This is a genomic window from Paenibacillus sp. EC2-1, from assembly GCF_049311625.1.
In the GTDB taxonomy this organism is placed as follows: domain Bacteria; phylum Bacillota; class Bacilli; order Paenibacillales; family Paenibacillaceae; genus Paenibacillus_AQ.
Window position 1 is genome coordinate 4,251,344 of sequence record NZ_CP186006.1, and the last position, 13,437, is coordinate 4,264,780.

The 13,437-nt window shown below is 42.6% G+C and carries 14 protein-coding genes; all 14 read right to left on the reverse strand.

The genetic code is table 11. From position 1 onward, the window contains the following. Position 1: 1 nt before the first annotated feature. The 14 genes from ACK8P5_RS19790 to ACK8P5_RS19855 all read right to left on the reverse strand — a co-directional run bounded on the left by ACK8P5_RS19790 (position 2) and on the right by ACK8P5_RS19855 (position 13,424). Positions 2-1,951: an FtsX-like permease family protein gene (locus ACK8P5_RS19790; RefSeq protein ID WP_422657968.1), complete on the reverse strand. Its 1,950-nt coding sequence runs from the start codon at positions 1,949-1,951 to the stop codon at positions 2-4. After that, positions 1,941-2,702 (reverse strand): ABC transporter ATP-binding protein, encoded by a 762-nt coding sequence (locus tag ACK8P5_RS19795; protein WP_422661525.1) that lies wholly within the window; start codon positions 2,700-2,702, stop codon positions 1,941-1,943. The genes ACK8P5_RS19790 and ACK8P5_RS19795 overlap by 11 nt, the downstream gene beginning before the upstream one ends. Positions 2,703-2,800: 98 nt before the next feature. Continuing rightward, a complete protein-coding gene (locus ACK8P5_RS19800; RefSeq protein WP_422657969.1) occupies positions 2,801-3,808 on the reverse strand; it encodes a sensor histidine kinase in 1,008 nt (335 codons plus the stop codon). After that, positions 3,801-4,496: a response regulator gene (locus ACK8P5_RS19805; RefSeq protein WP_422657970.1), complete on the reverse strand. Its 696-nt coding sequence runs from the start codon at positions 4,494-4,496 to the stop codon at positions 3,801-3,803. The genes ACK8P5_RS19800 and ACK8P5_RS19805 overlap by 8 nt, the downstream gene beginning before the upstream one ends. Before the next feature lie 114 nt (positions 4,497-4,610). Continuing rightward, complete coding sequence (locus tag ACK8P5_RS19810) at positions 4,611-5,888, reverse strand: Gfo/Idh/MocA family protein (protein WP_422657971.1); 1,278 nt, start codon at positions 5,886-5,888, stop codon at positions 4,611-4,613. A 255-nt stretch (positions 5,889-6,143) separates the two neighbouring features. Next, entirely contained in the window at positions 6,144-7,028 is an 885-nt protein-coding gene (locus tag ACK8P5_RS19815) for an ROK family protein (protein ID WP_422657972.1), read from the reverse strand. A gap of 43 nt (positions 7,029-7,071) precedes the next feature. Continuing rightward, positions 7,072-7,758: a molybdate ABC transporter permease subunit gene (gene modB, locus ACK8P5_RS19820; protein ID WP_422657973.1), complete on the reverse strand. Its 687-nt coding sequence runs from the start codon at positions 7,756-7,758 to the stop codon at positions 7,072-7,074. After that, entirely contained in the window at positions 7,755-8,567 is an 813-nt protein-coding gene (gene modA, locus ACK8P5_RS19825; protein ID WP_422657974.1) for a molybdate ABC transporter substrate-binding protein, read from the reverse strand. Before modA ends, modB begins: the two co-directional genes overlap by 4 nt. 40 nt (positions 8,568-8,607) lie before the next feature. After that, positions 8,608-9,456 (reverse strand): 5'-3' exonuclease, encoded by an 849-nt coding sequence (locus ACK8P5_RS19830; protein ID WP_422661526.1) that lies wholly within the window; start codon positions 9,454-9,456, stop codon positions 8,608-8,610. A 238-nt stretch (positions 9,457-9,694) separates the two neighbouring features. Beyond that, positions 9,695-10,057, reverse strand: coding sequence for an arsenate reductase family protein (locus ACK8P5_RS19835; RefSeq protein WP_422657975.1), 363 nt, complete (start codon positions 10,055-10,057; stop codon positions 9,695-9,697). A gap of 67 nt (positions 10,058-10,124) precedes the next feature. Then, positions 10,125-11,099: an RluA family pseudouridine synthase gene (locus tag ACK8P5_RS19840; RefSeq protein WP_422657976.1), complete on the reverse strand. Its 975-nt coding sequence runs from the start codon at positions 11,097-11,099 to the stop codon at positions 10,125-10,127. 3 nt (positions 11,100-11,102) lie between these two features. Next, positions 11,103-11,663: a cob(I)yrinic acid a,c-diamide adenosyltransferase gene (locus ACK8P5_RS19845; protein WP_422657977.1), complete on the reverse strand. Its 561-nt coding sequence runs from the start codon at positions 11,661-11,663 to the stop codon at positions 11,103-11,105. Positions 11,664-11,839: 176 nt separating this feature from the next. Continuing rightward, positions 11,840-12,100 (reverse strand): aspartyl-phosphate phosphatase Spo0E family protein, encoded by a 261-nt coding sequence (locus tag ACK8P5_RS19850; protein ID WP_422657978.1) that lies wholly within the window; start codon positions 12,098-12,100, stop codon positions 11,840-11,842. A 118-nt stretch (positions 12,101-12,218) separates the two neighbouring features. Further along, positions 12,219-13,424, reverse strand: a complete 1,206-nt coding sequence (locus tag ACK8P5_RS19855; RefSeq protein WP_422657979.1) for an aminotransferase class I/II-fold pyridoxal phosphate-dependent enzyme — start codon at positions 13,422-13,424, stop codon at positions 12,219-12,221. Positions 13,425-13,437 lie beyond the last annotated feature (13 nt).

A 13,437-nucleotide genomic window follows, 5' to 3' on the forward strand; every position in this document is an offset into this window, starting at 1 on the left:
ACTACAAAGCCTCTTTAATAATTCCTTTATAGAAAAGGACTGATAATAGGCCGAAGATGGAATACAGTACGGTATACAGGAGCATGACCATGATCATAGGGGTCCATAGTTCTGTACCGAAGAAGAACCATCCGGATTTCACTGCAAAATAACTGTGAAACAAACCGACAATAAGCGGAATGCCGAAATTAAAAATCTGTTTCATCTGAATACCCCGAAGGAGATTGCCTTGTGTAAATCCAAGCTTTCTCAAGATCGTGTAATTCGCTTTCTCCTCTTCCCCTTCATCCATCTGCTTGAAGTACAGAATACATCCCGAGGTGATGAGGAACGTAAGTCCTAAGAAGCCTACGATAAACATCATTAAACCCATATTCGTTTTTTGATATTGAATCATCTCTGATTGGGAGCCGTTTCCACGATACGCTTCAAGACCTAACTCCACAAAAATCTTATTCGCTTCTTCAACCTGGGACGAATCCTTAATATCAACCCCGAAGTATACAGAATACTTATCCTGAATATCCGGATTTAAGTTCTGCGAAAGCTCGTTATACACCGTATCATCTACAATCGCTGTAGGCATGCTACCATTACTAAAATAGTTAGATACCACAGCTTCTTTACTCATACCTATCAATTTCAGAGGGATCTTCTGTTTGCTGTTATGAAGCGTTATATCCCCTGTTTCTTGAATCGACATAAATTTTAGAATTGCATCATTAGATCCTGCGAACAGTGTTTCGTTAGGCGATACGTCAGTCCCCTCGACCTCCTTGTCACTCACGACAGAAAGAGGCATTTTACCGTCATCACCCGATGAATTTAGCAAACTAGAATTCATAATTTGTGAGAGATCGAACTCTCCTTGCAACACATTTCGCTGTACCACATCATAATCAATACCCGCCGCTGATAAAGCATCTGTAAACGGAGTTTGTCCCTCTTCCGTCTGTACAATTGTAAAATCATTAGGAATGCTTTGTTGTGCTGATTTTTCGGCAGAATAATAGGAAATGTAACTAAGGGATAGTAATCCGATGGCAAGTGCGGAAACCGTCGTAATCACCGTCAATAATATCGCATTCGATTTCATCCGGAACATAATGGACGAGAGCGAAAGAACCTCATTAAGCGACAGATAACCGCCTTTACTCTTACGGATCGCATTAAAAATAAAGCTGACAGACCCTTTATAGAACAAATAGGTCCCTATAATAACTGATCCAAGAATCAATATCATATTTAAAAATAACTTGTTCATCTCTGTGATGTCACCACTAAACAGCTTTGTCGACACATAGTAACCGTAGAGAATAAGCCCGATTCCAAATAAGCCAATTAAAATTTCCATAATGGATAATTTTTTTACTCTCGCTTGTGTTTTGGATACAGTTCTAAACAGTGATAGTATACTTTGTCTTTTGATGAACAAATAATTCATCATCATAATGAGCAGATAAACAATTGCAAATACAATAACCGTTTGAATCAGTGCTTCGGATGAAAAACGTAAGGAAGCATTCGCATCCACCCCTGTAATTTTGAATAAAACCATCAGAATCAAGCGAGATACCGAGAAACCTGCAAAGATACCAATCAGCATGGAACCAAAGTATAAGATTAAGTTCTCTGTACTTAAAATGATAAAAATTTTGCCTTTTGTCAGTCCGATTAATTGAAACAGTCCAATTTCCTTACTGCGTCGTTTAATGAAAATGTTGTTCGCATACAACAGAAAGATGGCTACGATCGCGACCAATAGTACGGATGCCGCTCCTAAGGCTGCACCACCTTTTATCGATCCCTTAGCTTCATCCATAGCCGGATCGTATTGTAGGGTAACGAAGGAGAAATAAAGCGCCACACTAAAAATCAATGCAAATACATACAGATAATAATTTTTAATGTTTTTTTTCAGGTTGCGGTAAATGAGATAATTAATGTTCATTCTGAACACCACCCAGAACGCCTTGTGTTTTTATAATATCTTTGAAAAAGGCTTGTCTGTTCTCCTCGCCTTTATTAAGCTGCGTGTAAATCTGACCATCCTTAATAAAAATAACTCTGCTGCAATAACTCGCTGCAACTGGATCGTGAGTTACCATAATAATCGTGGAGGCTAGCTTTTGGTTTAAATCACTCAATTTATTGAGCAGGTCTGAGGCTGACTTTGAGTCCAGCGCACCCGTAGGCTCATCCGCAAATATAATACTAGGATCATGAATAAATGCACGAGCTGCTGATGTACGCTGCTTCTGACCACCTGATATTTCGTTCGGATACTTGTCTTTGAGATCATAAATGCCAAGTTCCGAAGCCACGGTCTTGAACTTTGCATCCGCTTCTTTTCTAGATACCTTCTTGACAGACAGCGGCAACAACACATTCTCTTTCACCGTTAATGTATCTAGCAAGTTGTATTCTTGAAAGATAAAGCCAAGATGATGCTTTCGAAACTCTGCTAGCTGCTTCTCTTTTAACCGAGTAAACTCTTCTCCTTCAATCGTGATCGATCCTTGACTGACTTTATCGATGGATGAGAGTACGTTAAGCAGTGTTGTTTTTCCTGAACCTGAGGCACCCATAATGCTTACGAACTCGCCCTTTTCAACAGTAATGTCAATCCCCTTTAACACTTCCTGCTTGTTAAACTTATTCCCATAGCTTTTATAAATTTTATTCGCTTCTAAGATTACCAATTCACTCACTCCTTTTTAACATACTCTCATCATAAAGCAGCTTCCTCCCCATTTCCCTCGATTCCCCGAACAAATGATAAAAGCATGTGACATTCTTGTCACATGCCTCTAATGCTCTCAAAATCGTTTTTTTGTGGAAACGTTAAATAAAAGGTTGTTCCCTCTCCAAGCTCTGAGGTTACCTGAATATGGATTAACAAGGATCTTGCTACTCTTTGTGCTAAATAAAGGCCCATACCTGTTGCAGCATGGTCTTGGTGCTTCGTTGTGGACGTAAACCCTTTATCAAAAATCCGCGGCAAGTCCTTCGGATCAATCCCACGCCCCTGATCCTTGATCTCTAAGACCGTGTTACCGTTATCATCCATCCTGGTTTCAATAAGGATATCAGAGGCATCGCTATACTTTACAGCATTCGTTAGCAGTTGCCTTAATATAAAGCCTAGCCATTTCGCATCGCTTAATACTTCTGTCACCTGAAGTGACACATCGAAGCCGATCCCTTTTTGCATACACCAAGATTTCAGTTCCTTGATTTCTTTATAGATAATTGGCTCAACGAGAAATAGCTCGACATATAAATCATTCTGAATAAAAGGAATCCGCTTCTGGTGTAGCTGTTGATCTAGTAAAAGATGTATACGGAGCCACTCATACAGAAGTTGATTTTTCAACGGATCTTGGGGCATACGCTCAATCATTAAATGCATCGCAGTCAGGGGTGTTTTCACTTCGTGAATCCAAGATAACAGTTCATCCTTTTCCTGCTCCACCTCAATAAAGCGATGTGACGCCTCATTTTGGTACCTTTCATTCAAAAATTTTACATTGGTTTCGACGATTTGCTCAAAAGGACTCTCAGCCTCCATTATCGTATCAATCCCCGTGGTGTAATCCCAGCTTTCAAGACTTTTATAAAACCTCGTTTCTTTATGGTATCTCATTATAAAAAATACAATGAAGATAAGTGTTGAAAGAAACATAATGTATACCATCGGCATGAACGGAATAGAGGAGTCAATAAACGCTACAAACAGGAGCATCAACTGAACAATCATGAACAGTAGGATCCAGCTACGGCGTTCCCTGATGTACCTTCTAATCATATGGCTGTACCTCTTCCGTAGCCATGTATCCTTGTCCCACTTTCGTTTCAATATAGGTGTGGAGACCGATGTTCTCTAATTTTTTACGTAGGCGGTTTAAATTCACTGTTAATGTGTTGTCACTTACGAAATGTTCATTGTCCCAAAGGCTCTTAATAATGTCTTCCCGGCCTACGATCTGATTCTTCCGTTCAATAAGTATTTTTAAGATAAACATCTCATTCTTTGTCAGTTCAACCGTTCCACGCTCATGGGTGACCGTATTCTTCACATATTCCACGGTTGCGCCTCGCCATGTTCTTAGCTCCGTTCGTTCTGTGCTGTAGTTGTACACACGGCGAAGTATTGCTTGTATTTTGGCGATTAGCACTTCGAAATGAAATGGCTTCTGCACAAAGTCATCCGCACCAAGCTGCATCGACATAACCATATCTGTCGGGTGATCTCGAGATGACAGAAATATGATCGGAACATTGGAATGCGCTCTGATCATTCGGCACCAATGAAACCCATCAAATTTAGGCAGCTGAATATCAATGATGACGAGATCTGGTGCTATCGCAGTAAACTCTTGCAGAACATTTCCGAAATCTTTGACACCATGAACATCATACGACCACTGAGTCAACCTTTCATTGATTTCCGTATACAGACTTATATCATCTTCTATTAACATGATCTTAAACACATCATCACCACATTATTAAGTATTGTTAAATGGGATCACTTTCATAATTATGTTACCCATATAAAAAAGGATGTTCCAGAAGTCATCTGAAATGACTGTGGAGCATCCTTTCATTTACACGGTACAGTAAAAACAATTCTTCGTAGCTTCCACTCTATAGCGGTCAATCAGCTGTCCAAGCTCCAGACATTGACCATTATTCAATCGGGATTCCTCAGCCGCAAAAGCCATCATATGGCTCTGCAGAGAAGCTGATGCAGATGTTAATGAGCTGCCCGTGAAGAATTCCACTTGCTCACAGAATTCATGGAGCATTCGATCGGTACCTTCACGGCCCCCATCTTCAACCTGAATTTCCGTGCTACTTCCGTCTACGAACGAGTAAACCGTAAACGACTGCTTCGCCATATTCCCTCTAATTTCTCCACGAGTTCCCGAGATTTGAACACTGCGAGAACTATCGTGGGTGAAAGCAGACAATGAGAAAGATGCTGTAGCACCATTGCCGAACTGCAAATTTACATTTTGATGATCAACAACATCATTGTCACAATGGTATACGCAGCGTCCATACGGTGTATGTGGCAGCTGCTGTCTGATCATCTGATCCGACAGATCACCTGAGAAATGCTGGGCGTGCCTTCGGCCTTCTCCCATATAATAGCGCTGATCTACGTAACAACAGCTCTTAATATGCGGACAACCATCTGAGCAGCGTTCTGTTGCACCTTCTGGGGCTTGTTCTTTAACAAAATGGAACAGTGAACCGAAGGAGCTAAGACGAACACATTCCTCACCCATCAGCCAAGAGATTAAATCTAGGTCATGACAGGACTTGGCCAGAATCATTGGGCTCGCTGAAGCTGCATTATTCCAATTTCCCCGAACATAACTATGAGCCATATGCGCATAACCGATATTCTCACGAAGCTGTATATCGACAACTCTGCCAATATCTCCGCTTTCGATAACATTCTGAATCCCAGTCCAGAATGGTGTATAACGAAGTACATGGCATATCGTTAGCAAGCGGTTACTTTTCCGAGCAGCTTCCTCTAACTCCAGACACTCAATGGGCGAGGGGGATATCGGTTTCTCAAGCAGCACATGATACCCTTGTTGAAGCGCCATCAAGGCAACCTCATAGTGCATCCGATCTTGCGTACAGATCCATACAGCATCAGCAAAACGAGGCTTCTGAAGCACTTCGCGCCAGTCCTCGTAAATGTGTTCATTAGGTATATCATAATCCACAGCAAAGGAAGTTCTGCGCACGGGATCTGGTTCTGCAACCGCTGCAAACTGTAATTGATGTGGATGATTTCGAGCATAAGGTGCGTATACATTAGCGCCGCGAACACCGGCACCAATCAAGATAGCCTTAATAGTCATAACGATTACTCCTTGTGGGGCATAGATGCAAAATACATTCGGACAACATCCAGTAATCTATCTTAATATGGTATAACCGAACTCTGGACTAATGTCAATTGTATTACACCCCCAAAAACAAATGACATAATGGATAAAGCCATGTCTCTCTAGTGTTCTTAGCAAAACTATAAAATTATTATGAAAATAAATAAAACCGGCGGAGAATCCTCCGACCGGTTTTATGTTTGTAATTCGTTGTAGCGTATCTTCTAATTAATTCGCAGATTCATCCACGGCCAGCTTCGCCAGTGCCAGTGCACCGCACAGACCCGCATTGTCACCAAGCTGCGGTGATACGATGAATTGTGCAATATTCTCGTTCAAGCTTGGATGTGAAACATATCCTGCCAGCATGTCTTGCAAATTCTTATGAATGAGCGGGAACAGCTGTTGCTGCTTCATCACACCACCACCCATTACAATACGCTGTGGCGAAAGGATCAAGACATAATTCATCAGAGCTTGTGCAAGATAATAAGCTTCCATCTCCCAAGCAGGATGATCTGGAGTCAGTTCCGCTCCTGCTACCCCCCAGCGTCTGCCAAGGGATGGTCCAGCAGCTAAACCTTCCAAGCAATCACTATGATAAGGACAAGTACCTTCATATTGATCCTCTGGATGGCGACGAACGATAATATGACCCATTTCCGGGTGAGAGAGACCATGAATCAACTTTCCATCCACAACCGCACCGGCACCAACACCCGTTCCAATTGTGATATACAAGCAGCTATCCAGCCCTTGGGCTGCTCCCCATGTGTATTCTCCAAGTGCGGCACCGTTTACATCGGTATCAAAACCGATCGGTACATCAAAACGCTCCTTGAGCGCTTTTACCACATTAAAATTACTCCAGTGAGGCTTAGGCGTCGTTGTGATGCAGCCATATGTAGGACTTCCTTTTACAGGGTCAATCGGTCCGAAAAAGCCCGCACCAATTGCTTCTACCCCTTTACCTTCAAAAAAGGAAAATACTTGCGCCATCGTTTCCTCTGGCGTTGTCGTTGGAAAACTGGTACGTTCAATAACTGTACCGTCCTCCTTACCAATTCCACATACAAATTTAGTTCCGCCTGCTTCAATCGCTCCAAGTATCATGTCAGTTCATCCTCTCCAAGGTGTAAGTGTCATTACTTGCTTTTTATGTTCTCTTCGAAACCATCCGGCCTGAACGACCATTTCCTGCCAATGCTAATAAAACCCATGAAAATAATACAACCATTCCGGTCCAAGCCCACGCTAACGTAGTCTCCCCATTCCCCACTGCAAGATAAATAGCCGTTGGCAGCGTTTGTGTCTTACCTGGTATGTTTCCTGCAACCATCCAAGTGGCTCCAAACTCACCAAGTCCACGGGCTAGTGCCAGAACATAGGAAGTTACAGCTGCACTTCCGCATAGAGGCATTGTAATCAGCCGAAATACTTGCCATTCGCCTGCGCCCATAGAACGTGCTGAATCCTCAAGTTCTGGATCAATCGAGTCAAATCCTACTTTCATTGTCTGATAGACAAGTGGGAAAGAAACTACAACAGCCGCAATAACAGCTGCCCACCAGCTGAATATAATAGGCTGAGCAAACAGCCACTCCGCTATTGAACCAATCCAGCTGTTTCTCCCTAAAATAACCAAAAGTAGAAATCCGACAACTGTCGGGGGCAGAACAAGGGGGAGCATCAACAAGGTTTCTACAACCGTTTTCCCGCGGAATGCTGCCCGGTGCATCCACCGGGCAGCTGCAGTTCCAAGTATAAAGGTTATGATACTTGAACACAGTGATGTTTTTACAGACAACCATACCGGCAGCCAAAAGACTTCACTCGTCGTCACACCGATTCCTCCGGAATCACAAACCCATACTTCACAAAGATGTTTCTTGCCTCATCCGACTTCAGAAAGTCAAGCAGCTTCTTCGCTTCTTCCGGATATCGACCTACAGTAGTAATTGCAGCTGGGTAATGAATAGGCGTATGAAAAGTCGGATCTATCTCTTCCGCTACGCGAACATTCGGGGACTTTAATACATCACTGGCATATACAAACCCAGCATCTGCATTCCCACTCTCCACATACGACAGAACTTGAGTTACGTCCTTGGCATTAACAACCTTCGACTCAACATTGGGCCATAACTCTGTTCGTTCTAATACTTCCTTACCATACATACCTGCAGGAACTGTATCTGGCTGCCCGATGGCTACAACACGAACCTCAGGTTTCTTTAGGTCCTGTATACTTCTGATAAGCTCGTCTCCTTTCGGAGCAATCAGTACCATGCGGTTATGCAGAAGTACCTCTGGCTTGTCCTGCTCAATCAGTCTCTTCTGTACAAGCCGCCCCATCGGTTCCATCGCAGCGGAGAAGAACAGATCTACTGGAGCGCCCTGTTCAATCTGCTGCTGTAAGGAGCCTGAGCCCCCAAAATTAAACTGTAATGCGATATCTGGATACTCTTGCTGAAATAAAACGGCTACCTCTTCCAGACTCGATTTCAAGCTGGCAGCAGCTGATACCGTAAGCTGAGTCTTGGATGAAGTCTCTTTACTCTCTCCAAGACTCTCTTCGGTAGAAGGCATACATGCCGTCAAAATGATGGCTGAAATGATGAGTGTCCATAAGGTTCCTACGTATCTATTCACTTATCATTCGCCACGTTTGGTCTAATCACCTGAGTTCTCATCAAGGAACCGTCACCACGCCCATCAGATGACTTAAACTCTTCATTTCAAGTTCCTCAAGCTTGGATGCAATACGATCATGGTCAATTTCCAGAAGACATAGATCCAAATCACAATCTACAGGCACTTCACAATGAATTGCAGCTAAAGAGCGAGACAGATGGAGCATCTCAAGATCCGCTTCAATTTTATTACGAACACTTTTGGTGAGGGAATCCATATTTTCAAGAATACCTTCGATGGTCTCATATTCTTGTATAAGCTTCATTGCTGTCTTCTCGCCAATGCCGCGCACACCAGGATAGTTATCGCTGGTATCGCCCATGAGACCTTTCACATCAATCACTTGACGAGGAAGAAGTCCCTTCTCTTGATAAAGTGTCTCTGGCGTGTAGACCATGTAGTTGCCGTGGCCCTTTTTCATGATGATGACAGAGGTTCGCTCATCCACAAGCTGAAGCAGATCATGATCACCAGACAGGATCATCACATTCATATCTTTACCGTATCGGCAAGCGAGTGTTCCAATACAGTCGTCTGCTTCAAAGCCCTCAACACCAAGGTTAGGAATACCCAGACATTCGGTTACCTCACGAATGAGAGAGAACTGAGGAATTAAATCCTCCGGTGCTTCAGGTCGATTACCTTTATATGCTGCAAATTGCTCACTGCGGAATGTTTTGGCTGGCATATCCCAGCAGCATGCGACATGAGTAGGTTGAAATGTATCAATGGCATCCCATAGGTAACGGAGAAATCCATAAATAGCGTTCGTTGGAATTCCCGTCTTCGTGCGGCGGATATATCCGCTTGTAGCTGTAGCATAATATGCCCTAAACAATAAGGCCATACCATCAACGAGCAGTAGGGACGGTTGTTTCTCTGTATTCACTGTGTTAAATCTCCCCTTGCGTATATGTTCAAAATCTTGTTATATCATAATTTCTACACCTTTGTCATTATATCATAACTACCTTAATGATAGATTCAGCCGAATTATATATTATTTGGTTAGTAATACTAGTAATCATCTACATGCAAAAAAGCTCGAAGACCTTATCCGTCTCCGAGCTAATATGCCGTTATTATTAAAGCTTCCAGGCGTTCTCGAACATTTCTTCTTTGAACCCCACCGTTACATGCTCTCCATCTGATACAATTGGACGCTTGATTAGCATTCCATTCGAGGATAATAACTTAATTTGTTCCTCAACAGACAGGTCTTTCAGTTTATCTTTTAAACCCATTTGCTTGTATACTTCTCCACTTGTGTTAAAAAATTTCTTCAACTCAAGACCACTTTTCTCGAACAAAAAAGACAGTTCTTCCGGTGTAGGCGGCTCATCTTTGATATGACGAAGCGTTAGATCATGTCCTTCATTCTGCAGCCATTTCACAGCATTTCTGCATGTGCCGCATTTAGGATATTGATATACCGTTAGTTGACTCATCGATGTACTCTCTCCTTCTTCTGTGTCTATGCATTCCATTCTTGAACACATAAGATTCGTTAGTATGCTAGTTGTCTTCCTTCAGGTGCTCCAGTAGCTGTAACATATCCTCGGGAATCGGAGCACTAAAGGTCATATTCTCCGAAACAATAGGGTGAACAAAGGTTAACGACTCTGCATGCAGTGCCTGTCGATTAATGCTTTCATCAAGGCTAATTATTGCCAATGCTTCCTTATCCATTTGATCCACAGATTCTCTCTCGTATAAAGGATGTCGATACATCTTATCTCCGATTAATGGATGCGAAATACTACTCATATGAACACGAATTTGATGGGTGCGTCCCGTCTCCAGCTTTAGTTCTACAAGAGCAGCCTTGCCGTTGTAGGGCTCCCTTACCTTGTAACGAGTTAAGGAAGAGTAACCGTTCGGTGTAACCATACGACGATGTGGCTCTAAAGGATCTCGATCAATAGGACCATCGATATCTCCAGCATCTGGATTCGGTACACCATGAACCAATGCCACGTACCTCTTATCTACCGTTCCAGCGATCATTTGCTCTGAAATATGCTGATGAATGTAAGGATTCTTGGCAATAGCCAGTACTCCTGATGTGTCTTGATCCAGACGATGTATCGCCCTAAAACGATAATTCAAGCCCTGTTCCTGCCAGTAATGAACAACACCATTCGCTAGTGTATTTGTATAATGACCATGCGTTGGGTGCACGATTGTGCCCGGAGCTTTGTTGACCACAAGTAAAAACTCATCTTCATATAAAATATCCAAATCCATGGGCTGCGGCAAAATATCATCTGACCGCTCTTGTTCCATACGGATTTCGACCAGATCCCCGGCACTGACTTTTACGCTGATATATACTCTTATTCCATTCAGCATAATCCCTTGTTCAGTCATTTTTAACCGGGATAAAAGCTTGCGAGATACGCCCATCCGTTTTTGTAACACCGTCTTCAATAAGACGCCATCATCGATCTCAGATACTCTGTAGGATATAGGCGGATAATACAACTCCATATACTACCTAAACACCTTTCCGCTTCGCACATATTCCATATCCGGCACACCCGCTCTTACATTAGCCGTACGAGCCGTCACAAAGAAATAATCGGATAGACGATTCAGATAGCTTCGCACCTCTGGATTAATCTCCGTTGAACGTGCTAGCGTAACTGTCAATCGTTCTGCACGACGGCATACGGTACGGCATACATGGAGCGTTGAAGACAAAGCACTGCCTCCAGGCAAAATAAACCGTTCCAGCTGCGGGTTCTCTTCCTCAAAAGCATCCAACCACGCTTCCAGTTGCTCAACTAGTTGAGCGTTTACTTTGTACTTGTCTTCGTTGTGCTTGGCATAAGCAAGGTCCGACCCACAATCGAACAGCTCATGCTGGATCTGAATCAGCTGCTCATACAGCTCATTAAACCCACTTTCTTGTGCCAAAAATACAGCCTGCCCCACAAAACAATTCAACTCATCAATCGTTCCATAAGCTTCAATACGTGGATCATCTTTAGGTACACGTCCTCCAATGATTGACGTCTCGCCTTTATCTCCGGTTTTTGTATATACTTTCATCCTTTATTCCTCCATAAACACCGTTTTAGATAGCATTCCTTACTTCTTTTTTGATTAAGTTTCACTATACCATAACTTGATGTACAGATGAATTGTTTGGTTGAATGACAAAAGAAAGAGCTGTCTCACCGTAGAAAATCTACTCATGGGACAACTCTTTCTGTTATTTATCATCCTTATTTCTTCTTAGGATATGTCTTCATATATTCATTGATCTTTAAGTCCAGTAGACTGCTGATCTCAATAACAACCTCTGAGGTAAACGATTGCTCTTGTAAAAATATCTGTTCCATTTTACGGCGAAGCAAGTGGATTTCTTCTTCCAAGGATATATTTTGAGGAGTCGATTCCGCTGATTTCATTGACCACTTACTATGATCTTGGCCTTCGGCAATAAAATCACCGCGGTATGGCGACAATTCGTAATCACAATACAATGGCAACCCCTCCTTGGAATAGTGAAATAATGCTTCCAAAATAAAATTATAACATAGATATTTGTAATGAAAAGTAAAACTTTTGTTAATTCAAGGAAATGAAACAACTATCTGCTTCTTATGTCAATTTCTCGACAAATTTCCCCATTCGTTCCAGCGCTTCATTTAATTGAGAGATCGATGTAGCATAAGAACACCGGATAAATCCTTCTCCACCAAGTCCAAACGCCGTACCTGGAACAGCCGCGACCTTTGCCTCGGTAAGAAGCCGCTGCGAGAATTCTTCTGAAGATAATCCCGTTCTTTTGATACTTGGGAATGCATAAAATGCGCCTTGTGGTTCATGGCAGTCTAGCCCGATATCACACAGCCCTTGGACAATAAGTCTACGGCGCTGGTTATAGGACTCAATCATGCGGTCCTTCTCTTCCATTCCGTTCGTAAGGGCTTCAAGTGCAGCAACCTGACCCATAACAGGGGCACACATCACTGTATATTGGTGAATTTTCAGCATGGCAGCTATTAAATCAGGATGTGCGCAAGCATAACCCATTCTCCAACCTGTCATAGCAAAAGCCTTCGAAAAACCACTGACTAATATCGTTCTGTCCTTCATGCCAGGAATTGAAGGGAAGCTTACATGCTTGGCATCGTAAGTCAGCTCTGCATAGATTTCGTCGGAAATGACGATCAAATCATGCTTCTCTACAACCTTAGCAATAGGTAACCAATCTTCGTAAGTCATTGTGGTTCCAGTCGGATTGCTAGGGTAACACAATATCAAAATTTTAGATTTTGGCGTAATCTTTGCTTCAAGTGCCTCAGCCGTCAGTTTGAAGTGATTATCAGCTGTCGTTTCAATTCCAACAGGAACCCCTCCACCGATCGCAGTAATCGGAGAATACGAGATATAACATGGCTCAGGAATAAGGATTTCGTCCCCTGGTGTTATAAGTGCCCGTAGCGCCAAGTCAATCGCTTCACTTCCACCAACTGTCGCCAAAATTTCATGCTGTGGATCATAAGAAACGTGGAAGCTACTTTCTAAGTAGCGAGAAATTGCTTCACGTAACTCCGGCATACCTGCATTTGAGGTGTAACCTGTAAATCCGCGTTCCAGTGAATATACACATGCTTCACGAACATGCCAAGGTGTGACAAAGTCAGGTTCGCCAACACCAAGTGTAATAATATCCTTATTACCGCTCACTAAGTCAAAAAATTTACGAATACCAGATGGTTTAATGTCACGAACCGATGGTGCCAAGTAGGATTCCATCGGCTTTCTATTGTTTTCTGTAAGATGATCTTCTTTCACAATCATACACACTCTTCCT